Below are 22,633 nucleotides of genomic sequence, written 5' to 3'. Positions count from 1 at the left end.
CCGTTCCGCTAGACCTGCTCCGGGTGCGTGTGCTCGCCTTCGCCGCTCGTCATGCGGGCTTTGATCAGGCTCGCAACCGTGGTGATCGCCATGGTGGAGCCGATGACCGTGAGCGACACCCAGATGGGAATTTCGGGTGCCCAGGAGACGCCGCTGGCATGCAACGCCTCCATTATCAGCTTAACCCCGATGAACCCGAGGATGAACGCCAAACCATAGCTGATGTAGACGAGTCGCTGCAGCAACCCGCCCAGCAGGAAGTAAAGCTGACGCAGCCCCATCAGGGCAAACGCGTTGGCCGTGAAGACGACGTAGGGGTCTTTGGTGAGCCCGAAGATGGCCGGAATCGAGTCGAGGGCGAACAGCAGGTCGGTGGTTCCGATGGCGACCATCACGATGAGCATGGGGGTCACCATGCGGCGGCCGTCGATCTTGACGCTGACCTTCGAGCCGACGTACCCCTCGGTGGTCGGGAACGCCCGGCGCACCCACCTGAGCAGGATGTTCTCGTTGAACTCGTCTTCCTCGCCCTTGAGGTGCTGCCGGATCAGGTTGACGGCGGTGTAGACGAGGAAGGCGCCGAAGACGTAGAAGAGCCAGCTGAACCGCTCCAGAGCGGCGGCGCCGAGCGCGATGAAGATGCCGCGCATGACCAGCGCGAGCACGATGCCGACGAGCAGCACCTTGTGCTGGTAGGGCCGCGGCACCGCGAACCTGCTCATGATGATGAAGAAGATGAACAGGTTGTCGACGCTCAAGCTGTATTCAGTGATGTAACCGGCGAAGAACTCCCCCGCCTTGTCGGCCCCGAAGGTGGCCCACAACCCCACACCGAACAACGCGGCCAGGGCGACGTAGAAGGTGACCCAATATCCGGCCTGCCGCATGGAGAACTCACGGGCTTCACCGCGGTCGACGATCCAGAGGTCAAAGGCGAGGACGACCAGCAGACCGCCGATGACGGCGATCCAGGCCCACACGGGTACGGTCACGATTCAAACCCTCCGGCATGCATGACTCATTGCCGGAGGTCTCTCCCGCCCGCGAACAACGCGGACCGGCAGCCCCGGGGGCCCCGTGGAGCGGGGCTGCACCGTGATGACGAGGCTGTCGCGAAGGGATACTCCCCTCCCTAACCCACGCAGTATACGCCGACACTCCGATCTCATCATCCATTCGATCTTGCCCCCTCGTACACCCCGAGGACGCTCTCCACGGCATCGTCACCGTCCGGCAACTCCCGTCCGCGCCGGGCCGCCGCCTCGGCCAGCGTCCGTGCCACCCCCGGCTCGCCCAGGACCTTGCGCAACGCGCTGCGCAGCCCTTCGGCGTCCCCGTACGGCACCAGCATCCCCGCGTCGCCGACCAGCCACGGGATCCCGCCGACGTCGGAGGCCACGACCGGCTTGCCCGCCATCAGCGCCTCGCTGAGGCTGAGCGGCAGCCCTTCCCACCGACTGCAGTTGACCACGACGGACGCGGCCGCCAGCAGGTCGGGGACGTCGTCCCGCTCTCCGAGAAGCAGGACGGGAAGGCTCCGGGACCGGATCCGGTCCTCCAGTTCCGCCCGCAACGGCCCCTCGCCCGCGACGGCGAACAGCGGCGCCGGCGACTCCCACGGCCCGGCCGCCACGTCCAGCAGGGTGTCGAGCCCCTTCTGCTGGGCGAGCCGGCCGATCGTCAGCACCAGGGGACGATCCCCCGCCCCCAGTTCCTCCCGCACCTCCTCCGGCCTGCGCCGGGCGGGCCGGAGCGGAGGCGCGGGCACCACCGCCTCCGCCACCTCCCGAGCTCCCAGGACGGTCATCCGCTCCGCCAGGTCCGGCGAGACGACCAGCACCCGGTCGGCCCGCCGCGCCACGATCCGCTCCAGCACCCCGTAGACGAACCCCACGAAACCACCGGCAGTGAGCGCATTGTGCAACGTGACCACCACCCCCGGCCCCTTCCCGAGCCGACCACCACCTCTTCGCCCCCCTGCGCCTTCCCCTGAGCCCCCCTGCCCCCTGACCTCGCGTTCCCCAGACTCTTGCCCCGAGCCCCCTTGGCCCGCCCCCTCCAACCCCACCACGTCTGGCACCGGCGCCCCCTGGCCTCCCGCCACCTGCCCCCCGACGCCCTGAACCGAGGCTCCCCCGCCTCCCGCCTCCCGACGCCCGACACCCTGAACCGAGGCCTCCCCGCCTCGCGTCTCTCGCCTCTCGACGTCCTGAACCGAGGTCCCCCGGCCTCGCGCATCCCGACGCCCGGCGTCTTCAACCGGGGCCACCCGGTCTTTTGTCCCCTGAGTCCTGAACGCCCTCAGTGCCAGGCTCGCCAACGCCCCCGCTCGCAGGCCATGGGCGTGCACGACGTCGGCGTCACGCGTCAGCCGCCGGATCGCGAGCACCGCGCGCAGGTCGTTCAGCGGATGCGGCCGGTCGGACACGGGCACCTCGGCGAACGCGGCTCCCGCCGCCCGGAAGGAGAACGCCTCCTCGACACTCCCCGGCCCCACCACCGCCACCTGGTGGCCGCGCTGCATCAGCCCTTCGACGAGCATCCGTACATGCCGCCCGGTCCCACCCGACGTGGTCCCCATCACAAAAGCCACCCGCACGACCCCTCCTAGGCCCTCGCCGAAACCGCAGCCACACCTCAAAGCTGAAACCGTAACCCGAACCACGCCGCAGCTTCCCGCTCTCACCCGCACAACGCACCGACACTCAGCACCGTCCCCACAGGCACCTGACGCCCACGGACCCCCGCCCCCGGCCACCACGCCTCGGCCCGAACGCCATGACCACCAACCCTGCAGACCCTGTGCCCGAGACCAAGGGGCCCAAGATTCCGAGCCTCATAACACCGTCTTGATGCCGGGCAGCTCGATAGCCTCTGAGCCTCACGGAGGAAGCACCCCAGAATGTGGTCACCTTCACAATCCGACCGGCTCTGTAGGTGCCTGGAGCCAAGCACTACGGGAACCCTGCGCCCGCTGCCCTGCCCCCTTCCAAAACCAGGAACCTCCCAGAGGCCACCCCCCTAGATGGCTTCCTGGCCCTGCATGGCCCGCCACCTACCACTGGCCCAGCCCCGGGAGGGCAAGCCTTCGAGGACGCCCTGCCCCACACAGAAGACCCCTCACAAACCAAGCACCAACGGCAGACCACACACCGCGAAAGACCAGAAGCCGCACCAATCCAAGAGCCGCGCGCCACTATGGACCGCACCCCGAGTCGTGCCAGCCCTAATAGCCGCGCGGAACCCAGTGCGCGAGCTCCAGAAGCCGCAGGGGACCAGCCTCCGAACCCCCGAAGCCATGCGCGACCCACCTGTACGGCACCCAAAGCGCGTGGGCCCCAGTTGCGCGAGCCCCAAAGCCGCATGGGACCAGCCGTCCAAAGCCCAAAGCCGTCCGCGCCCAGCCGTACGGCGCCCAGAATCCGCGCGAGACCCGCCGCGCAAGCCCCGAAGCCGCGCGGGCCAACCGCCCGAACCCCAAAACCATGCGCGACCCAGCCGTACGGCGCCCGAAAGCCGCAGGGGACCAGTCGTCCGAGCGTCAGGAGCGTGGGCCACCAGCCGTCCGCGTCCCAGAAGCCGTGCGCGACCGGAACCGCAGGAGCGCACCTGCCGCCCACCTGCCTGCGACACCAGGCAGACGATCGGTGGCAGTGGATCAGCCGCCCCGGCGGAGCAACCCGGCCACCACCCTGGCATCCGGCCGGTCCGCCACCGCCACGACGGCAACCCCGACCACCCCGGCCACCACCGCCGCCAGCACCACCGCACCCACGTTCGGCCAGATGCCCGAGACCCCGAGCAACCTCACCGCCCCAGCCCCCGCCAGGTACCCCAGCACACCACCGGCGACCGCCGCCCCCGCAGCCCGCGGCAGCCCCGCCGCGGCACCGATCCCGCGCGACCGCACCACGGCCGCGAGCAGCACCACCCCACCGGCGGTCATGCCGACGCTCATCCCCAGTGCCATCCCGCCGATCTTCCACCCGGCGGGCAGCAGCAGCACCAGCACGGTCTGCGCGACGATGACGACCAGCCACCCCGCCACCGTCCCGGTGGCAGCCGCGCGTCCGAGCCCGGCCGCGTAGAGCACCCGGCTCAGGTGGGCGATGAGCCCGTAGCCGACGATGCCTGGCGCGAACAGTGCGATCGCCAGCGCGAGCTGCGGTGGCGGCACCTCGCTCCTGCCTCCCAGGAACACCACCGCGCCGGGCCCCGACGCGGCGGCCAGCACCCCGGCCGCCAGCCCCGTGACCAGCACCACGGCCCGCGTGGTCCGCGCCGCCAGCGCCGAGAACGCGACCGCGTCGCCCGACTGCGCCGACAGCCGGGGGAACGCACTGGTGGCGATCGGTACGGCCAGCACCGCGTACGGCACCAGATAGATCGCCCACGCGTAGTTGTAGACGGTGAGGGCCCCGTTGCCGATCGCCTTGTTCGACAGCAGCACGACGACGATCATGGCGGCCTGCTGGGCGAGCAGCGCCGCGATCCCGGCCAGGGCGAGCCTGCGCACCTGCCCGGCCACGCCGTCGGGGAAGCGTAAGGTGGGCCGCCACCGCAGCCCCAGCCGCGACACGGGCCCGACCACGGTCAGTACGAGCGAGAGCACGCCCAGGCTGGTGCCCACCGACAGGGCCAGCTCGGCCGGCCCGGGCAGGTGAGCCGGGTCGACGGTCGCCGAGCTGAGCGGCACGAACAGCAGGTACGCCACGATGACCACGATGCTGGACACCAGCGGCGCGACCGCGGGCCCGGCGAAGCGGTTGTGCGACTGCAGCACGCCGTAGAGCACGACGGCCACGCCGTACAGCGGGATCTGGGGGGCGAAGACGACCAGCATCCGGGTGGCGAGGGCGACGAGCTGGGTCGTGTCGCACCCGTTGACGGCCTCGCCGAGGAACAGGCCGATGACCGGACGGGCGAAGATCGCCGTGAGCGCCCCCAGCGGCACCAGGACCACGACGACCCACGTCAGCAACGCCGAGCTGATGTGCCCGGTGCGCTCGCGCGAGGCGGCGGACCCGGCCAGCACCGGCACCACCATGCCCGCCAGCGCGCCTCCGACGACGACCTCGAAGACGATGTTGGGGATCTGGTTGGCCGTCATGTAGGCGGTGGACAGGCAGTTGGTGCCGACGGTCTGGGCGAAGGCGTACTGCTTGGCGAAGCCGGCGATCCGGGCCAGCACCGTGATCGCCCCGATGAGCAGGGCGCCACCCGCCACGCCCCGCGCCGTCACGCTCCGCACCCGGCCTCCCCCGCCCAGTATCCGGTCACGCCGACATCCTGGCAGGTGCCACCGACAATCGCGCGCGGAGGGTCACACGTGGTCGACGGGACGCCGCCCGAGCATGTCGAGCCGGTTGAGCACCGGGTTCGCGGCGATGACCTTGGTGAAGCTGACCTTCTCCGAGGCGGCGGTGAGCGCCGCGACCGTGCCCAGGAGGACGAGCCTGCCGGGCCGGCCGAGCTTGGTGACCGCGGCCAGCCCGAGCAGGGCGCCGAGCGAGTTGGCGCCCGCGTCGCCGAGCATGGCGCGCTCGCCGAGGTCGTCGGGCAGCAGCGCGGCGGCGGCGCCCAGCGGCACGGCGGCCAGGGCCGCGGCGGCGGGCGAGGACCGCAGCAGCGAGACCGCCAGCAGCGGCCCGCCGGCCAGCAGCCCGACCTTGATCGCCCGTCCGGGACGCAGGTCGAACAGGTTGGCGAGGTTGGCGGCGCCCGCGATGGCAGCGCCGTTGACCAGGGTGTCGACGGGCCCGTCGGAGACGAGGGCGGCGGCGCCCAGCCCGGTGGCGCCGATCCCGAGGATCTTGACGGCGCCGCTGGTGACCTCGCCGCGGGCCAGAGCCGTCAGGTGGCCCTTGAACCCCTTGGAGGACGTGGTGCCGTAGAGGTCGTCGTAGGCCCCGAGGGCGCCGGTGCCGACGCCGGCCAGCACCGCGGCCAGCCGGGTGCGCGGCGCCAGACCGGGCGTGAGCGCGGCCGCGGCGCCGGAGCCCGCCACGAACGCGGGCCCTTCCAGCAGGGTGATGGGCTCGCCGCGATGGTTCTTGCGCGTCCATCGGCCGCCCAGGTCGGCCGGGCGGTTCCGGGTGAAGGCGGAGTAGGCGGCACGGGCGGCGGCGGCACCGATCGCGGCGCCGGCCAGCGCGTAGAGCAGGCCACGGGCCATGTCAGCTCCCTGACTGGGTCGGTGAGGGTGTGGTGGTCGTCATCGCGGGCTGGGTGGCCGAGGCCCCCCTGCCGATGCCGTACTGGCCGGCCCGCCCGCTCAGTTGCTCCCGGAGAGCGTAGACGACCACGACCCGGCCCGTGGGCATATCGACGGTATCGACGGTGGACACGCGCTTGGCGACGTCGCCGTCGTCACGCAGGGCGCTGACGGCGCCTCCGGTGACGGCCGCGTTGGCGGCGCTGCCGGCCAGCACCGCGCCCTTGCCCGCGGCGTCGAGCCGGTCGGCGACCGAGACGAGCGCGCCCAGCTGGGTGTCGGCCTGCTCCCCCTCGTACGCCTTCTCCGGCGCGAACATCACCGCCAGCATGGCCCGCTTGGCGGGATCGCCGTCGGTGCTGACCAGCCCGCCCGCCTCGAACCCGCTGAGGACGGCGGCGGTCGCGGCGTTGGGGGTGCCCGCCTGGGCCTGGTCGGTGGTGAGCAGCGTGGAGGCGAGAAGCGCGCCGGCCTTGTCCCAGACGGTCGCCGTGGACGGGAAGACCATGTCGACCGGTTTGAGCTGGTTGACCAGGCCGTCCAGCACGCCGCTGCGGTCGGGGTCGAAGAACTTCTCGGTCAGCGTGACGCGCCCGCCCACCTCGGCGCCCGCCTCCTCCAGCACCTGCTGCTCGGCCTCGCGGAACGTGGTGCTCGACCCCGGCGCCTCGACCAGCAGCACGCGCTGGCCGGTCAGCTCGCCGGCCACCAGCTTCGGAGTGACGCTGGTGACGAACGCGTCGTTGCCCGCCTCGCGGCCCTGGAGCTGGTCGATCTGCACGCGCAGCTCGTCCTTGGTCTTGGTGAGCTGCGCGGTGAGCTCCTGCGCGGACTTGACCGCGGGCTCCTGCAGCAGCGTGGTGCCCAGGACGATCCCGACGGCCAGCGCCAGGAAGATCGCGACGATGGAGACGACGTGGTAGCGAAAATCGATCACGAGAAGAGTCCGACCAGCCAGAAGATGAATGCGTTCCAGACGTCTTGCAGGCCGTTCAGCCAGGTCTGGCCGAGCGGTGACAGGAAGAGCGCGACCCCCATGGTGATCAGCGCGGTGATCACGAGCAGCAGGAGCTGGGAGGTGGTGATGCGGCTGCGGTAGAGCCTGCTCACGCCCTTGGCGTCGATGAGCTTGCTGCCGATGATCAGCCGGGTCAGGAAGGTGCTGGCCATGCCGGAGCGGCCCTTGTCGAGGAACTCCTCCAGGGTGCCGTGGGTGCCGACCGCGACGATCAGCTCGGCGCCCTTGTCGTCGGCCAGGAGCATCGCGATGTCCTCGCTGGTGCCGGTGGCCGGGAAGATGACCGCCTCGCGGCCGAGCTGGTGCACCCGCTCCAGGCCGGGGGCGCGGCCGTCGCGGTAGGCGTGCACGACGAGCTCGGCGCCGCAGGTCAGGGCCTTGGTCGAGACGGAGTCGAAGTCGCCCACGATCACGTCGGGGAGGTAGCCGGCCTCCAGCAGCGCGTCGGCGCCGCCGTCGACGCCGACGAGGACGGGACGGTATTCCCTGATGTAGGGGCGGAGGGTGGCGATGTCTTCCTTGTAGTGATATCCGCGCACCACGATGAGGACATGCCTGCCCTCCATCGGGGTGCGGATCTCAGGCACGCCGACTCCGTCGATGAGAAGCTTGCCCTCACCGCGAACGTACTCCATCGTGTTGACGGCGAAAGCCTCGATCTGCACGGCCAGCCCGGCGCGCGCCTCGGCCATGGCGGCCTCGACGGCCTCGGCCGTCTGCTCGTCGCCCTTGCCCACGACGTCGTCGTCGAGGTAGATCACGCCCTCGTGGAGGCGGATGACGTCGCCGTCCTTGACGCGTTCGAACAGCTCGGGATTGGCGTTGTCGACGAACGGCACGTTCGCGTCGAGCAGGATCTGCGGGCCCAGGTTGGGATAGCGGCCGCTGATGCCCGCGGCGACGTTGACCACAGCCGCCGCGCCGCATGCGACGAGCGCCTCCGCGCTGACCCGGTCAACGTCGACATGGTCGATAATCGCTATTTCCCCGGGCTGGAGGCGCTTGGTCAGCCTCTTGGTTCGCCGGTCGATTCTCGCCACTGCCGTCACACCGGGAAGGTCACCGACCTTCCTGCCACGGAGGCCCGGCATCTTGCTCCCCGGAACCTTCATCATGACCATCCTGCCAGAGGGAAACAGCGCGGAGGCCAAGCACTACGCCGCGTGTCCACTATGTCACACAGAATCACCTGTCGGCCGCTGCGAGCCCGAGCAGCTCCTCCGCGTGCGCCCGGCCCAGTTCGGAGTCCTCCAGACCGGCCAGCATGCGGGACAGTTCGCGGACGCGCCCCTCGTGGTTGAGCGTGACGACACCGCTGCGCACGACGCTGCCGTCGCTGGCCTTCTCGACGACCAGATGCTGGTCGGCGAAGGCCGCCACCTGCGGGAGGTGGGTGACGACGATCACCTGCGCGGTGCGCGCGAGCCGGGCCAGCCGGCGTCCGATCTCGACCGCCGCCTTGCCGCCGACCCCCGCGTCGACCTCGTCGAACACGAACGTCGGCACCGGGTCGGCACCGGCGAACACGACCTCGATGGCGAGCATGACGCGGCTCAGCTCACCGCCGGAGGCGCCCTTGTTGAGCGGCAGCGGCGGCGCGGCCGGGTGGGCGGCCATCCGCAGCTCCACCTCGTCGACGCCCTCGGGGCCGAACTCGGCGCTCTGGGTGAGCTGCACCACGACCCGGGCGTGGGGCATGGCCAGCGCGGTCAGCTCCTCGGTCACGGCCTGGCCGAACCGCTCGGCGGCGGCCTGGCGCACCTTGGTGAGCTCGGCGGCCAGGGTGGTGAGCCTGGTGGTGAGCTCCTCGTGCTCGCGGCTGAGCTCCTCGATGCGCTCGTCGTCGCCTTCGAGCTCGCCCAGGCGGGCGGCGGCCTGCTGGGCCCAGGCCAGCACTCCGGCGCTGTCCTCGGCGTACTTCCTGATCAGGCTGCCCAGCACGGACCTGCGCTCCTGCACGGCTCCCAGACGGGCCGGATCGGCCTCGACGGACTCGGCGTAGGCGGCCAGGTCGGTGGCGACGTCGGAGATCAGGTATCCGGCCTCGGCGAGCCGGTCGGCCACGCCGGCGAGCTGGGGGTCGTAGTCGCGCACGGCCTCGACGGCCGCGCGCGCCTCCCCGAGCAGCGAGATGACGTCCCGGGCGCCGCCGCCGGCCTCCATCGGGTCGCCGAGCAGCGCGGTGTGGGACGTGGTGGCGGCGCTGCGCAGCGCGTCGGCGTGCGAGAGGCGCTCCTCCTCCTCGCGCAGGTCGGCGTCCTCGCCCGGCTTGGGGTCGACCTTCTCGATCTCCTCCAGGCCGAACCGCAGCCGGTCGGCCTCCTGGGCGCGCTCTCTGGCCTGGGTGGTCAGCTCGTCGAGCAGCGCCCCGACCTGCTTGTGCCGCTTGTACGCCTGCGAATACGCCCGCAACGGCTTGACCAGCTCGTTTCCCGCGTAACGGTCGAGCGCGGCGCGCTGCCTGGCGGCCTGCAGCAGCCGCTGCTGGTCCATCTGCCCGTGCACCGCCACCAGGTCGTCGGCCAGGTACGTCAGCGTGCCGACGGGCACCGTACGGCCCCCGAGCCAGGCCCTGGAGCGGCCCTCGGCCGAGACGGTGCGCGAGATGATCAACTCGCCGTCCTCGACCTCACCGCCGAGGTCCTCGACCTGCTGGGCGACCCGGCCGTCGGGCTCGACGACGAGCGTGCCCTCCACGGTCGCCTTGTCGGCCCCCGGACGGATGCGCGAGGGATCGGCCCGGCCGCCGAACAGCAGCCCGAGCCCCGTGACGACCATCGTCTTGCCCGCGCCGGTCTCGCCGGTGACCACGTTGAAGCCCGGCGAAAGCTCGAGTACGGCCTCGTCGATGACGCCGAGCCCCTGGATGCGGACCTCCTCGACCCTTGGTCGCACTGCCCACTCCCGTCACTGCCGTGCCTGATGGCCGGTCGATTGTCTCCGGACACCTGTTGCCCATGGGATCCTACGCGCTCCGCCCTCCATTCATTCAGGGTCGCACTCTCCCGCGCCATCCCTGAACCGGTAGTTCGAACTTGGCGACCAGCCTGTCGGTGAAGGGCGCGCCGGTGTTCTCGACGCCGTGCAGACGGGCCAGGCGCACCGGCTCGGCGCCCCTGCGCACCTCCACCCGCGATCCGGAGGGCAGCTCGAAACGGCGGCGGCCGTCGCACCACAGAACGCCGCCCGGAGTGTCGGGCAGGATCTCCACGGCCATCGTGGACCGCGGCGAGACCACCAGCGGCCGGGCGAACAGCGCGTGGGCGCTGATCGGCACCAGGAGCAGCGCCTCCACCTCCGGCCAGACCACCGGCCCGCCGGCCGAGAACGCGTACGCCGTCGAACCGGTAGGAGTGGCGCATATCACGCCGTCGCAGCCCCAGCGGGACAGCGGCCGCCCGTCGATCTCGGCGACCACCTCCAGCATGCGTTCCTGCTTCTCCACGGTGACCTCGTTGAGCGCCCACGTGTCGGCGATCACCCGGCCGTTCTGCCTGGCCAGGACGTCGATCGTCATGCGCTCCTCGACGTCGTAGCGCCCGGCGACCACGCTGTCGACCGCCGAGGCCAGGTCGGCCACCTCCGCCTCGGCCAGAAACCCGACGTGCCCGAGGTTGACCCCGAGCAGCGGCGTGCCGGCGGGCTTGGCCAGCTCGGCCGAGCGCAGCAGCGAGCCGTCGCCGCCGAGCACGATCATGACCTCGGCGTCCTTGGCCGAGCCGGGGTCGTCGCTGGGGACGACCTCCACCCCGCCACAGCCGATGTCACGCGCCTCGGTGTCCAGGACGCGTACATTGATGCCCGCCCCGACCAGCCGGTTGATGACCAGACGGGCGCTCTCGACGGCGGCCCCCCGCCCGGTGTGGACGGCGACCAGCACGGTCCGGTTCATTGCGGCCCTTCCGCGACGGCACGCTGGATCTCGGCATCGAGCTCGGCGACGGGCGGATCACCCTCTCCTTTGCCCAGCCACAGCAGGTATTCGACATTTCCGGAGGGACCGGGCAGCGGGCTCGCCGTCACGCCCCGCACGCTCAGTCCCAGCTCCTGCGCCTTGGCCGCGGCCTCGCGCACCGACCTGGCCCGCAGCTCGGGGTCGCGCACCACGCCACCCGCGCCCACGAGCTCCTTGCCCACCTCGAACTGCGGCTTGACCAGCATGACGAAGTCGGCCCGCGGCGCGGCGACCTGCGCCAGCGCGGGCAGCACGAGCCGCAGCGAGATGAACGACAGGTCGCCCACGACCAGCGTGGGCGGCTCGCCGACCATGTCGGGGGTCAGGTCGCGCACGTTGACGCGTTCCATCACGGTCACCCGCTCGTCGGTGCGCAGCGACCAGGCGAGCTGCCCGTAGCCGACGTCGACGGCGAGCACGTGGGCCGCGCCGTGGCGCAGCAGCACGTCGGTGAAGCCTCCCGTGGAGGCTCCCGCGTCGAGGCACCTGCGCCCCTCCACCGACAGGCTCTTGAACGCCTCCAGCGCCCCGAGCAGTTTGTGCGCTCCCCGCGAAACGTAGTCGGGCCCGTCGGCCGACTCGGCGACGACGATGGCCGAGGCGGTGTCGACCTGGGTCGCGGGCTTGTGCGCCTGCTGGCCGCCCACGCTGACCCGCCCGGCCTCGATGAGCTGGGCGGCCTGCTCGCGCGACCTGGCCAGCCCGCGGCGCACCAGCTCGCTGTCGAGACGGATCCTCCGGCTCACCGCTCGCCCAGCGCTTCGTCGCCCGCGCCCGCGAGAGTGGACTCCAGCCCGGCGAACGCCTCCTCGAACACCGCCACGTGCTCGTTCACCGGCAGCTCGCCCACACGACCGAGACCGGCCACGATGGCGTCGACCCGCTCGTCACCGGTCTCCTCCGGCAGCTCACTCATGACTCGACCGTAACGCCTTGGGCGAGCGCCCGGGACCTTGGCAGGCGTGTCACGCGTTGAAGCTCATACGGGGGTGCTAGTGATGTGGAACGCTACCGACCGCAAAGGGAAAGAAAGGATGCCCAACATGGCAAGCGTCGAGGAGTGCCGGGCGGCACTGGCCAGGCTCGTCGCCCAGTTCGACGAGATCGGCGCGGAGGATCGTGCCAAACACGTGGTCGAGCGCACGGTCAGCGCCCGGGTGTCCGACCTCGACGTGATCTTCTACGGACGGCTGCACCACGGGGGGCTCGACCCGTTCACCGAGGAGCCGCCGGCGGGCGGCAAAGCGGCCGATGTGAAGATCACCATTGCGAGCGACGACCTGGTCGCGCTGGTCGACGGCGAACTGGACCTGGCTCGTGCGCTGCTCGGAGGGCGGGTGAAGATCGACGCGAGCTTCGGCGACCTGCTGCGCCTGCGCAAGCTGATCTGACCCGTGCAACGTGCGCGTTCGCGCGACTGTTCTTGCGCAGCTGTGTTCGCTGTCGGGCAACTACTCGGCGCGTGCGTTAACTGTTAGGCGACAAGCGAACAGCGAACCTGCCCCTCGCCCCCCGACCGACTGAGCCGCCCTCCGGCGGCCACGTCGCCCCCGACTACCCCCATCTGACGCTTTCCCGACAAGCCCACCTGCCCCTGCCTCACGGGCGTGTACGAACCCGTTCGTGCCGTGGGGCATGCCGGTCACGACGGGGCTCGTGGGGTGCCTGGCCGCTGTTGGGCGGGGTAAGCAGGGCCGAGGCGGCCTGCCCGCCCGCGCCGATCGCCTCACCCCACGCGCTTCAGGACGTCCTTGACCGCGTCCTCCCCGATCTGCCCCTCGCCCGCGGCCGTCCAGGCGGCGTCGCAGGCCGCGCGCAGGCCGTCGATCCGGCTGCCGTCGCCTTCGAGGTGCAGCGTCCCGTCGCGCCACTCGGCCCGCCATCCCTCGCAGGTGCCGTCCCGCACGTCGGGATAGGGCTGGACCAGCGCGCCGAGGTCCTCGGCCAGGTAGGTGGGCCGGTGCCGGGGCGCAGCGGTCAGCACGTCGAGCGGGGTGGCCACCCCGGTGAACACCAGCAGGCTCTCCACCCCCGCGTTGGAGGCCCCTTCGATGTCAGTGTCCAGCCGGTCCCCCACGACCAGCGGTCGCCGAGCGCCCGTACGGATCATCGACTCCCGGTGCAACGGCGGATCCGGCTTACCGGCGTACACCGGTTCAACCCCGGTGGCAGCGGCGATGACCCGGACCATTGCCCCGTTCCCCGGCAGTTCGCCCCGCCCGGTCGGCATGGTGCTGTCACCGTTGGAGGCCACGAACAGCGCGCCCTGCCGTACGGCCAGCGCCCCCTCCGACAGCAGGGCATATGACAAACCGGGAGCGATCCCCTGAACCACCGCCGCGGGCGACTCGGCCGCGACGGACACCGGCCTGAGCCCATGGGCACGTACGGCCACCCGCAGCCCCGACCCGCCCACGACCAGTACCGCGGCGCCGGGAGCCACCCGCTCGGCGACCAGCCGCGCGGCCGCCTGCGCCGAGGTCACCACATCGGCCGCCGTGGCCGGGACGCCGAGTTCCCGCAGGTGGGCGGCGATGGCGGCGGGCGTGCGGGAGGCGTTGTTGGTGACATAGGCGAGCCGGACCCCCTTGCCCTGCGCCTCCTCCAGCGCCTGCCTCGCCCCCGGAACCGCGTGCTGTCCGAGATAGACCACACCGTCGAGGTCGAGCAGCAGGGTGTCATAGCCGTCAATCAGCACAGCGCCTCTTCCCGTTTGACTCTCACGCCGCGTGAGACTTTAGCGTCGCCTTCGTACCCCGCCACAGGAAGCCCTCTCCTCGTGGATCGGGAAACCCGTACCCGACACCGGAAGGACGACCATGTCCCGCCAGCCCGACCCCACGACCGAGGAACACGCGGAACCCCTCGGCACCCCCGTCCATGACGAGTACGCGGCGGAGGCCGAGGAACGCTGGGGCGACACACAAGCCTGGGCCGAATCCGCACGCCGCACCTCGACGTACACAAAGGAAGACTGGCAGCGGCACGAAGCCGAGGCAGCCGCCCTCTCGGCCCGCCTCGCCGACGCGATGCACGCCGGCGTCCCGGCCGACGGCGACCTCGCGATGGACCTGGCCGAGGAACACCGTGCCCACCTCTCCCGCTGGTTCTACGACTGCACGTACGACCTCCACCGCGGCCTGGCCGAGCTGTACGTCTCCGACCCCCGCTTCACCGCCGCCTTCGACCGCACCTCCCCCGGCCTCGCCGCCTACCTCCGATCCGCCATCCTCGCCAACGCCACCCGCCAGAGCTGATGCCCGCCACCTGACCGTGGTCCGGCGTGTACGGAGACGGCGGCCGGCCCGGAACCGGGGTCCGGTGTGTGTGGAGACGGCGGCCGGCCCGGAACCGGGGTCATGGCCTCTCATGGCGCCGTGCTACCGCCACAGAAACCGGACCAGGACCTTCACCGCAGCCTTCCGCCGCCATATGCAGCCACGGCATGTCGCCCCTTATGCAGGGACAGCCGGATACAGCCGCGGCATGCCTGCACGCTTAGGCAGGGGCGGCCTGGGCTACCACGACGGCTGTATTGGCTGCGCCACACCCCTGAGCACTCACGTGGAGACACAGTGCGATGTCGCACGGCCCATCACCATGCTCTCCTCACCACCCGAGTCGGTCGCCAAGCGAGCTGGGGCAGCCACTTCTCCGGCATCGTGGTGCGCCGTCACGGCTGGCCAGGTGCGCGGAAACGACGGCAGGCTGGTGCCGTGATGTCCCCCGGCCACCGTCAGCGGCTGGGAAGGGCGCGTACAGGGCCGTCCATGCGTCACAGCATGAGTGCTTCATCGAAGCCCTGAAAGGACCTCAGCGACAAGGTCAACCCGATGGGCCAGGCGGTACGGCACGGGATACCGAGAGATCGTCAAGCCCTCTGAACTGACCTGACTCACCTATCGGCGTCGCTCACCCGGTGGTCGGCGGCGGTGCAAACAGGTCGTGTCCTTCCAAATGGCCGGCGAGCTCAGCCGTGCGCTGAAACCAGTCGGAGGCGGCAAGGACATCCCTCGGTTTCCAACGAGCATTGACGGCGATCGACCTGAGTAACGTCCATTCGTGCAGGCGACGAACGACGAACTCCCGCTCTCCCACCTCGGTCGCCCTGGCGAATCCGGGGTCGGTGAGCAACAGTGTGCCCATCGGTCCAGATGCCGGGCCGCCGCGTTTGCGCCATCACCTCATCTGCGTCGCGCAGGATCATCCTTATCAGCTCGGGTGCCGCACCAAGACAGTGAGCTGCGGCGCCCCCACCCGATCAGCACGACCAGCCGCAAGCAGACGCTCCTGGGCGGTCCTCATCCGAGCGGACACCGACGGAAGAGACTCTGAAGACCTGGCACAGCCACTTGGAAGGCCACATTCGCCATCGCCAGGTCTGTACCCCTACATCTCCCGGCGAGCCCTCAACGTCGCCCGCACACTCTTCAAGGCCGACACGTAATGCCGCTCGTCCGGCCGCATGGCCACCGCGATGGCCAGCGGCTCCTGAGCCCCTTCCAGATCCCCCGTACGCCACAACGACAAGCCCAGCCCGAAGTACGCATAATCCTCAGCCGGGTTCGCATCCACGATCTGCCGGAAGCTGGCCGCGGCCTCCGCGTACTGACGGGAGTTGAACTGCGCCCGAGCCAGCGCCTCAAGGATGCTCCGGGACTGCGGCTCAGCAGCGGCGGCCCGCTCCAGCAACGCCGCGGCAGCCGCCGGGCTCCCCTCCTTCAGCAACTTCACCCCACGCTGATACCAGTCGTAGACACCGCCGCCGGGAACGCCACCCACGGACTCATCGTGACCGTTTCCGCCCTGAACCATGCGTGAGGACTCCTTCATCGCTGGACGACGAACCTCGCTCCCGCTCCGCCGCGTAAGGGGCGCGACAGCAAACGATTGGGGCAACTCCTGGTAGGCGCGAGCATTTATGGGAGCATGCCCGGTATGGGGACTCCTGAACTGCCGGTGCCTGACGGACTGGTGCTACGGCCCTTCCGAGGCGTACGTTTCGATGTCGAAGATCCCGCCAAGGTGACCTCCCCACCGTACGACCTGATCAGCGATGCGGACGTCGAAGCCCTCCTTGCCTCCCACCCGAACAACGTCGTCCGCCTCATCCTTCCCTGCAACCCCGAAGCGACACCCGCCAACGACCCGGGCACCCCTCGTGAGCCCGCCGGGACCCCGTCCAGACTCCGCCACCGGACCGAGGTGCCGCTCGAAGCCCGTTACTCCGAGGCCAGGGACACGCTGAGGGCCTGGCTGGACGCCGGCGTCCTGGTGGCCGACGACACCCCCGCCCTGTACGTGTACGAGCAGAGCGGCCCGCACGTCCTCCAGCGCGGCCTGATCGGCGACGTCGGCCTGGTGGACCCCGCCGAACGCGTCATCCTCCCCCACGAGGACGTCATGCCCGGCCCCATCGCCGACCGGCTGGCCCTCATGAGCACCACCGAGGCCAACCTCGAACCCATCTTCCTGCTCTACAACGGCGACAACGGCAAGGCGACCCGCCTGGTGGACGAGGTGGCCGCCAAACGACCGCCCCTCGTCACGGCCGGCACCGAGGACGGTCTCACCCACCGGCTGTGGGCGATCACCGACCAGGACGAGATCGACGCCATCAACGCCGACCTGCGCAACCGCCAGGCCCTGATCGCCGACGGTCACCACCGGTACGCCACCTACCGCGTCCTCCAGCGCCAGGAGCACGCCGCCCGCCAAGCCCTGCGGAGCGGTCCCCACCAGGCCACGCCTGACGACCTGTCACAAGAAGCCCTCCAGCCCACACCTCCCCAAGCCTCTCAGCACGTCTCCCTCAACACGCCCCCGAGCATGCCCAGCCCGGTCGCCTCGTTCCGGCACGAGCTGACCGATCACCTGGCCCATCCGTCAGAGGAGCCGGCCTCCGCCCCGGCCGTACCCCGGCAGGCGCTGGGCCCCTGGGACTTCGGGCTGGCCCTGATCGTCGACTCCACCGCCTACCCGCCCGACCTCAAGGCCATTCACCGCGTCATCCCCGGTCTCCCCTTGACCGAGGCCGCCGCCAGAGCCAGGGGCGCCTGGCAGGTGCACGACCACGACGACCTCGCGCAGGGCCTGGAGGCGCTGCAGAACGCGGCCGAACCCGCCTTCCTGCTCGCCGGGGAGGGCGGCACCCATCTGCTCACCGACCCCGACCCGGTGCAGCTCAACCTGGCGATGCCGGACCACCATTCGGACCGCTGGAACTCGCTGAACACCTCCATCCTCAGCGAGTTCATCTTGCCCAAGGTGTGGGGCATGGAGGACGACGAGCGGGCCGTACGCATCGTCCACCACGACACCGAGGCGGCGTTGCGGCTCGCGATCCAGACGGGCGGCACCGCCGTCATCCTGAAGCCGCTCATGGTCCACGACGTGCTGGCGGTCGCCGCGGGCGGCGAACGAGTGCCCCGCAAGTCCACCTCCTTCGGCCCCAAGCCGCGTACCGGCCTGGTGCTGCGCACGTTCGCCATCGACTGACGCCGCCCCTGCCGCGTAGCCGCGCCTTCCCTGCCCACCTCCGAGCGCTCTCCCGGGGCGGCGCCTCGCCATCGCCGGCAAGGTCACCCCGCCCCGGCCAGCTGAGCCACCGGCCGCGGCTCCCGGCTCGGCCCCACCTCCTCAGACGGCTCAGGAACCGGCTCCTCGACGGGTCTGACGGCGCCCACCTCCACCTCGTACCGCCAGATCTTGGCGGCGGCCGGGCCGAAGACCCGGCAGCGGAACGCGCCCGTCACCTCGATGAAGTCCCGCGGTTCGAGGCCGCGCACGATCTCCGCCACCCCGGGATCGAACGTGACGCAAGGAATGCTGTCGGTGAGAGCCGGGCCTCGCCGGTGCCTGCGCCGGCGGCGGACGATGACGCGCCACTTCGTGGCCATGTCGCCGCTCGGCATCGCGTATTCCTCGACCGCCGCTGACAGCCGCCCCACCAGCACGACCTCGTTCCGATCCATTGTCGTCCTCCCGTTTGCGTTCCGGAGGAGATCACTCTCTACGATGAAGGGAAGCCCGGATCGATGCGAACGTCGTTCTGGGGATGACGGATGTACGCGCGGGAGTGCCTGTGGACAACATCACCGCACTAGGCGGCGACGTCTATGAGATCGACACCAAAATGGCCGGATACGCGGGCATCACCGCCGGCTACCTGATCCTGGGAGATCGGCCGTGCCTGGTGGAGACGGGCACCTCGACCTCGTCCCCCGTGGTGCGCGACGCGCTCGCCTCGCTCGGCGTCGGCCCGGACGACCTGGCCACGGTGGTGGTGACCCATATCCACCTCGACCATGCGGGCGGTGTGGGGGACATCGCGAAGTTCTTCCCGTCCGCGCAGGTGGTGGTACATGAGAAGGGCGCACGCCATCTGGCCGATCCGTCGCGTCTGATGGCCAGCGCCCGGATGGTCTGGGGTGACCAGCTCGACACTCTCTTCGGCGAGCTGTCCCCCACCGAGGCCGAGCGCATCGTCGCCCTGGGCGACACCGGAGCCATCGACCTGGGCAACGGCCGCACGCTGAGCAGCCATTACTCGCCCGGCCACGCCAAGCACCACGTCGGCCTGATCGACTCCGCCACCGGAGATCTCTATGTCGGCGACGCCGCGGGCGTGTATCTGCCTCAGACCGGCGACCTGCGCCCCGCCACGCCGCCGCCGGACTTCGACCTTCAGACGGCCCTCGACTCGATCGCCCTGTTCCAGGCACTTGGCCCGCAACGATTGCTGTTCAGCCACTACGGACCGGTCGGCGCCGTCCAGGAGACCCTTGAGCGATCCGCCGAAGAGCTCCGGGTCTGGGTGGATCTCACCCGCCAGGCACACTCCGAGGGCCTCGACCTCGATCACGCGGTCGCCATGGTCCGCGACCGCACCAAGGAGCGCTACACCGCCCTGCAATCGGACGACGTGACGGCCGAGCAGTTCGAACTGCTGAGCGGCGCCCCGTCGAACGTCGCGGGCATCCTCCACTGGCTCAACCGCGTCGAACGATGACGACCGGCCGACCACGCCCCATGTGACACAAAAACTCCGCCGTACCCCTGAGGATCAGGGGTACGGCGGAGCGGCAACACTTACTCGTCGTTCTTCTTCGGACGGTCCTGTGCGGATTCGTCCGTCTCGACCTCCAGCACGTCACCGAAGTTCGGCTCGATGAACGCGGGCGTGATCCCCGGCGTCCCGGCCTCCACCGGCTTCGCTTCCTCGCCACTGTCGGCGGGCTCGCCCGCCTCCGGCTCGGCAGCCTCAGCAGCGACGGCGTCCTCCGGCTCGACGACAGGCTCGGCAGGCTCGGCAGGCTCGACAGGTTCGTCAGCCGCGGCGGGCTCGGCGGCCTCGGGCTCCAGGAGGTCGTCCGCCTCGGCCAGGGCCTCGTCGTCCTCTTCCTCCTCCTCGGCCAGCTTGCCCACCTCAGCGGCACCGGCGTCGTCGAAGTCGTCCTCGGAGTCGAGGTCCTCCTCGTAGTCCTCCTCGACGTCCTCGATGACGGCTCCGGTGAGCTCGGCGTAGCGCTCGGCCGCGTCCGTCTCGCCGTCCTCGTCGAAGGCCATCGCACGGGCGAACCAGTCGGTCGCCGCCTCCTGGTGCCCGGCGTCGGCCAGGGCGTCCGCGTAGGCGAACGCGAGACGCGCCGACCACGGCTTGGGCTGCGGGTCGCGCAGCTCAGGCAGGCGCTGGAGGGTGATCACGGCCGCGTCCTGCTGGCCGAGGTCACGCCGGGCGCCCGACTCGACGATGGTCAGCTCGATGCGTCCGGCCCGGTCGAGGCGCTCGGCCTCCGGCGAACGCACGAGGTCGATCGCCCGCTCCGGACGGCCCAGACCGCGCTCGCAGTCGGCCATGACCGGCAGGTACGCGTCCGACCCCGTCATCCTCCTGGCCGCACGCAGGTCGCTGAGCGCCTCGGAGAAGTGTCCGGCCCGATAGGCGACGATGCCCGCAGCCTCACGTACGACACCGATGCGAGCGGCGAACCGGCGCGCCACCTTGGTGTGTTCGTGCGCCTTGTCGGGGTCGTCCTCCTCAAGGGCGCGCTCAGCGGCGACCAGGTGCCTGCCGACCAGGTCGGAGAGGTCACCGGGCAGCGAACGCAGTTCCTCGCGCACTTCCTTGTCGAGCTCTTCCGCGGTGATGTCCGGCGCCACCTCGGGCAGCCTCTCGCGCTGCGGGGCGTCGGCGTCGCGGTCGTCCCGGCCGTACCTGGCGCGGGCGCCGCCACCCGGACGCTCCCCGCGATCGTCACGCGAGAACGGACGCGACTCACGGTAGCCGCCGCCCTCGCGACGCGGCCCGTAGGAGTCGTCGCGGCGCGGGCCACGGTCGTAGCCACCCTCGCGCCGCGGACCCCGGTCGAACCCCTCACGACGCTGCCCGCCGCCACGGTCGTCACGGAACCCGCCCTCTCGACGCGGCCCCCCTTCGCGACGCGGACCACGGTCGAAGCCTTCACGACGCGGACCACGGTCGAAACCCTCACCGCGGGGACCACGCTCGGAGCCCTCACCACGAGGACCACGGTCGAAGCCCTCACGACGCGGACCACGGTCACCGAAGCGGTCGTCGCGACGCTCGCCGTACCCGCCGCCCTCTCGACGCGGGCCCCGGTCCTGGTACGGACGGCTGTCGCCGCCCTCACGGCGAGGCCCGCGATCGAAGCCTTCACGGCGAGGCCCACGGTCGAAGCCCTCGCGACGCGGCCCACGGTCACCGTAGCCACCGCCCTCGCGACGCGGCCCCTGCTCGAAGCCCTCACGACGCGGGCCCCGCTCGAAACCTTCACGACGCGGCCCGCGGTCACCGTAGCCGCCGCCCTCGCGGCGCGGTCCACGGTCGCCATAGCCGCCGCCCTCACGCCGAGGTCCGCGGTCCTGGAAGGGACGACGCTCGTCGCCCTCTCGACGCGGCCCGCGATCGAAGCCTTCACGGCGAGGCCCACGGTCGAAGCCCTCGCGACGCGGCCCGCGGTCACCGTAGCCACCACCCTCACGGCGCGGCCCACGGTCCTGGTACGGACGGCTGTCGCCACCCTCACGACGCGGGCCCCGGTCCTGGTAGGGACGGCTATCGCCGCCCTCACGGCGCGGCCCACGATCATCCCGGTCCCGGTAAGGACGACGCTCGTCACCCTCACGACGCGGCCCGCGATCGAAGCCCTCACGACGCGGCCCACGGTCACCGTAGCCACCGCCCTCACGACGCGGCCCACGGTCAAAACCTTCACGACGCGGCCCGCGGTCGCCATACCGGCTCTCGCGTCGCTCGCCGTAGCCACCGCCGCCCTCGCGGCGCTCGCCGTAGCTGCCTCCGCCTTCACGGCGGTCACCGTAGCCGCCCTCGCGGCGGGGTCCGCGGTCGTCCCGGTCGCGGTAGGGGCGGCCCTCGTCCCGGGGACCACCCTCGCGCCGCGGCGCACGCTCGTCGCGGGAACCCTCCGCGCCTCGGGGCGCCCTGTCCTCGCGGTTGTACGGCCGGGGCCGGCCCTCTGAACGGAACGGACGATCGCCACCGGAATCACGCCCGCGAGAGCCGTATCCGCCAGTCCTGCCGCCGCTGGAGCGCCTGTCCCCGTAGTCGCCGCGCTCGCGCTGTCCGCCGTCCGATCCGTTATCTCTGTTCACTTCTGGTCCATTTCGTTGGCTCACTCAGCGGACTCACAACGGCGGTCCACCGTGGCTGGTCGCCGCCCGCCCTCGGGCCTTACGCGACGAAGGCCACCCGTGGGGGTGGCCCGCTCCCCCCAGCCTAGCAAGCCCCTGACCGTTACCGAGCCCTCCAGCCACCCACGACCATTCGACCAACCGCCCACAGAACGACGCTCACCAGAAAGACGCGACGGAAGTCTCCTCAGGAGTATCTGGCGGACGTTCTCGTGCACGTGCCCCCGGAGGCATTGGAGGAAGCCTCGCAACGATTGTTCGGCTGGCGAGAGGGTGGCACCTTACAACTGCTGTGCGCCAGGCGCCCCGAAAGAAGCCTCTCCTCTGATGCACCCCACCGGAAGGAAACGGAACACCATCCAGGGCACTGCTCCTCGTTCCTTGCAGGACAGGCGGCCGCGAGGAACTGTCGGTTCAACCGCGTGCACGGCCATTAGCTCACCACCATCACCCAAGGCCCGCTCACGAAGCAAATGAAACGTTGCCGGCGCGGAGAACGCGTCGACATATGGGGGTGATCTCCTACAGCGCACCGGCTCGCGGTGTTCGCGAACCGGTTGGGATTGACGCGACTGGCGCCCCCCTGCCACACCAGAGCCAACCCCAGGGGCGCGCTGCGGGGCCCTGTACCTCTTCATCGAAGAAGGTGTACAACGCAAAGAAGCCCCACACGATCCGTGTGGGGCCTCTTCGAAAGATTGTCCGGCGGTGACCTACTCTCCCACACCCTCCCGAGTGCAGTACCATCGGCGCAGAGAAGCTTAACTTCCGG

General features: G+C 70.8%; 20 protein-coding genes and 1 pseudogene. 5 read left to right on the top strand and 16 right to left on the bottom strand.

What is annotated here, in order from left to right; genetic code table 11:
* Window positions 1-8 precede the first annotated feature (8 nt).
* The 11 genes and pseudogenes from ACIBST_RS32340 to ACIBST_RS32290 all read right to left on the bottom strand — a co-directional run bounded on the left by ACIBST_RS32340 (window position 9) and on the right by ACIBST_RS32290 (window position 12,103).
* The gene (locus tag ACIBST_RS32340; RefSeq protein WP_352364449.1) at window positions 9-992 is read right to left on the bottom strand and encodes a TerC family protein; all 984 of its coding nucleotides are present in this window, start codon (window positions 990-992) and stop codon (window positions 9-11) included.
* A 176-nt stretch (window positions 993-1,168) separates the two neighbouring features.
* Window positions 1,169-1,936, bottom strand: coding sequence for a glycosyltransferase family 4 protein (locus ACIBST_RS32335; protein ID WP_397177559.1), 768 nt, complete (start codon window positions 1,934-1,936; stop codon window positions 1,169-1,171).
* A 411-nt stretch (window positions 1,937-2,347) separates the two neighbouring features.
* Window positions 2,348-2,524 (bottom strand): annotated as a pseudogene (locus ACIBST_RS32330) (glycosyltransferase family 1 protein); the annotation flags it as partial.
* A 1,134-nt stretch (window positions 2,525-3,658) separates the two neighbouring features.
* Entirely contained in the window at window positions 3,659-5,251 is a 1,593-nt protein-coding gene (murJ, locus tag ACIBST_RS32325) for a murein biosynthesis integral membrane protein MurJ (protein ID WP_397177175.1), read from the bottom strand.
* A gap of 72 nt (window positions 5,252-5,323) precedes the next feature.
* Window positions 5,324-6,175: a hypothetical protein gene (locus ACIBST_RS32320; RefSeq protein WP_364340006.1), complete on the bottom strand. Its 852-nt coding sequence runs from the start codon at window positions 6,173-6,175 to the stop codon at window positions 5,324-5,326.
* Between the two features lies 1 nt (window position 6,176).
* Window positions 6,177-7,151 (bottom strand): copper transporter, encoded by a 975-nt coding sequence (locus tag ACIBST_RS32315; protein WP_397177174.1) that lies wholly within the window; start codon window positions 7,149-7,151, stop codon window positions 6,177-6,179.
* Window positions 7,148-8,344, bottom strand: coding sequence for a putative cytokinetic ring protein SteA (steA, locus tag ACIBST_RS32310; RefSeq protein ID WP_397177557.1), 1,197 nt, complete (start codon window positions 8,342-8,344; stop codon window positions 7,148-7,150). The genes ACIBST_RS32315 and steA overlap by 4 nt, the downstream gene beginning before the upstream one ends.
* Window positions 8,345-8,417: 73 nt before the next feature.
* The gene (gene recN / locus ACIBST_RS32305) at window positions 8,418-10,127 is read right to left on the bottom strand and encodes a DNA repair protein RecN (RefSeq protein ID WP_397177173.1); all 1,710 of its coding nucleotides are present in this window, start codon (window positions 10,125-10,127) and stop codon (window positions 8,418-8,420) included.
* A gap of 94 nt (window positions 10,128-10,221) precedes the next feature.
* Complete coding sequence (locus ACIBST_RS32300; protein WP_352364459.1) at window positions 10,222-11,124, bottom strand: NAD kinase; 903 nt, start codon at window positions 11,122-11,124, stop codon at window positions 10,222-10,224.
* On the bottom strand, window positions 11,121-11,933 hold the full coding sequence (locus ACIBST_RS32295; RefSeq protein ID WP_352364461.1) for a TlyA family RNA methyltransferase: 813 nt from the start codon (window positions 11,931-11,933) through the stop codon (window positions 11,121-11,123). Before ACIBST_RS32295 ends, ACIBST_RS32300 begins: the two co-directional genes overlap by 4 nt.
* A complete protein-coding gene (locus ACIBST_RS32290; protein ID WP_352326208.1) occupies window positions 11,930-12,103 on the bottom strand; it encodes a hypothetical protein in 174 nt (57 codons plus the stop codon). The genes ACIBST_RS32295 and ACIBST_RS32290 overlap by 4 nt, the downstream gene beginning before the upstream one ends.
* A gap of 127 nt (window positions 12,104-12,230) precedes the next feature.
* Here ACIBST_RS32290 and ACIBST_RS32285 point away from each other — a divergent pair, with 127 nt between their 5' ends.
* A complete protein-coding gene (locus ACIBST_RS32285) occupies window positions 12,231-12,578 on the top strand; it encodes an SCP2 sterol-binding domain-containing protein (protein WP_397177171.1) in 348 nt (115 codons plus the stop codon).
* A 335-nt stretch (window positions 12,579-12,913) separates the two neighbouring features.
* On the opposite strand, the gene ACIBST_RS32280 is transcribed toward ACIBST_RS32285, so the two are convergent.
* Window positions 12,914-13,885 (bottom strand): HAD-IIA family hydrolase, encoded by a 972-nt coding sequence (locus tag ACIBST_RS32280; RefSeq protein WP_397177170.1) that lies wholly within the window; start codon window positions 13,883-13,885, stop codon window positions 12,914-12,916.
* 121 nt (window positions 13,886-14,006) lie between these two features.
* Between ACIBST_RS32280 and ACIBST_RS32275 the strand changes: the two genes are divergently transcribed.
* Window positions 14,007-14,444 carry a TipAS antibiotic-recognition domain-containing protein gene (locus tag ACIBST_RS32275; RefSeq protein ID WP_397177168.1) on the top strand — a complete coding sequence of 146 codons (438 nt, stop codon included), beginning with the start codon at window positions 14,007-14,009 and terminating at the stop codon, window positions 14,442-14,444.
* Window positions 14,445-15,099: 655 nt separating this feature from the next.
* Here ACIBST_RS32275 and ACIBST_RS32270 read toward each other — a convergent pair.
* Together ACIBST_RS32270 and ACIBST_RS32265 are read right to left on the bottom strand one after the other, a co-directional pair.
* The gene (locus ACIBST_RS32270) at window positions 15,100-15,333 is read right to left on the bottom strand and encodes a hypothetical protein (protein ID WP_397177166.1); all 234 of its coding nucleotides are present in this window, start codon (window positions 15,331-15,333) and stop codon (window positions 15,100-15,102) included.
* Between the two features lie 243 nt (window positions 15,334-15,576).
* Entirely contained in the window at window positions 15,577-16,002 is a 426-nt protein-coding gene (locus ACIBST_RS32265; protein ID WP_352326203.1) for a tetratricopeptide repeat protein, read from the bottom strand.
* A gap of 114 nt (window positions 16,003-16,116) precedes the next feature.
* Here ACIBST_RS32265 and ACIBST_RS32260 point away from each other — a divergent pair, with 114 nt between their 5' ends.
* Window positions 16,117-17,685, top strand: a complete 1,569-nt coding sequence (locus tag ACIBST_RS32260; RefSeq protein WP_397177165.1) for a DUF1015 family protein — start codon at window positions 16,117-16,119, stop codon at window positions 17,683-17,685.
* A gap of 83 nt (window positions 17,686-17,768) precedes the next feature.
* On the opposite strand, the gene ACIBST_RS32255 is transcribed toward ACIBST_RS32260, so the two are convergent.
* Window positions 17,769-18,161, bottom strand: coding sequence for a single-stranded DNA-binding protein (locus tag ACIBST_RS32255; RefSeq protein ID WP_397177164.1), 393 nt, complete (start codon window positions 18,159-18,161; stop codon window positions 17,769-17,771).
* A gap of 83 nt (window positions 18,162-18,244) precedes the next feature.
* Here ACIBST_RS32255 and ACIBST_RS32250 point away from each other — a divergent pair, with 83 nt between their 5' ends.
* Window positions 18,245-19,198: an MBL fold metallo-hydrolase gene (locus ACIBST_RS32250; RefSeq protein WP_387679901.1), complete on the top strand. Its 954-nt coding sequence runs from the start codon at window positions 18,245-18,247 to the stop codon at window positions 19,196-19,198.
* Window positions 19,199-19,278: 80 nt separating this feature from the next.
* Here ACIBST_RS32250 and ACIBST_RS32245 read toward each other — a convergent pair whose 3' ends face one another.
* The gene (locus tag ACIBST_RS32245; RefSeq protein ID WP_397177162.1) at window positions 19,279-20,310 is read right to left on the bottom strand and encodes a hypothetical protein; all 1,032 of its coding nucleotides are present in this window, start codon (window positions 20,308-20,310) and stop codon (window positions 19,279-19,281) included.
* On the opposite strand from ACIBST_RS32245, the gene ACIBST_RS32240 reads away from it, so the two are divergent.
* A complete protein-coding gene (locus ACIBST_RS32240; RefSeq protein WP_397177161.1) occupies window positions 20,254-21,690 on the top strand; it encodes a hypothetical protein in 1,437 nt (478 codons plus the stop codon). The two genes, ACIBST_RS32245 and ACIBST_RS32240, sit on opposite strands and share 57 nt — an antisense overlap.
* The last annotated feature ends 943 nt before the right edge of the window (window positions 21,691-22,633 follow it).

Source organism: Nonomuraea sp. NPDC049684 (genome assembly GCF_044465345.1).
Classification (GTDB): Bacteria; Actinomycetota; Actinomycetes; order Streptosporangiales; family Streptosporangiaceae; genus Nonomuraea.
This window is presented reverse-complemented; position numbering and strand designations above follow the sequence as displayed.

Excerpts from the sequence above, each read along its gene's own strand:
- ACIBST_RS32320 (WP_364340006.1), bottom strand. The coding sequence starts at position 6,175 with ATGGCCCGTGGCCTGCTCTACGCGCTGGCCGGCGCCGCGATCGGTGCC.
- steA (WP_397177557.1), bottom strand. The coding sequence starts at position 8,344 with ATGAAGGTTCCGGGGAGCAAGATGCCGGGCCTCCGTGGCAGGAAGGTC.
- ACIBST_RS32300 (WP_352364459.1), bottom strand. The coding sequence starts at position 11,124 with ATGAACCGGACCGTGCTGGTCGCCGTCCACACCGGGCGGGGGGCCGCC.
- ACIBST_RS32290 (WP_352326208.1), bottom strand. The coding sequence starts at position 12,103 with ATGAGTGAGCTGCCGGAGGAGACCGGTGACGAGCGGGTCGACGCCATC.
- ACIBST_RS32285 (WP_397177171.1), top strand. The coding sequence starts at position 12,231 with ATGGCAAGCGTCGAGGAGTGCCGGGCGGCACTGGCCAGGCTCGTCGCC.
- ACIBST_RS32275 (WP_397177168.1), top strand. The coding sequence starts at position 14,007 with ATGTCCCGCCAGCCCGACCCCACGACCGAGGAACACGCGGAACCCCTC.
- ACIBST_RS32270 (WP_397177166.1), bottom strand. The coding sequence starts at position 15,333 with ATGGGCACACTGTTGCTCACCGACCCCGGATTCGCCAGGGCGACCGAG.
- ACIBST_RS32265 (WP_352326203.1), bottom strand. The coding sequence starts at position 16,002 with ATGGTTCAGGGCGGAAACGGTCACGATGAGTCCGTGGGTGGCGTTCCC.
- ACIBST_RS32260 (WP_397177165.1), top strand. The coding sequence starts at position 16,117 with ATGCCCGGTATGGGGACTCCTGAACTGCCGGTGCCTGACGGACTGGTG.
- ACIBST_RS32255 (WP_397177164.1), bottom strand. The coding sequence starts at position 18,161 with ATGGATCGGAACGAGGTCGTGCTGGTGGGGCGGCTGTCAGCGGCGGTC.
- ACIBST_RS32250 (WP_387679901.1), top strand. The coding sequence starts at position 18,245 with ATGACGGATGTACGCGCGGGAGTGCCTGTGGACAACATCACCGCACTA.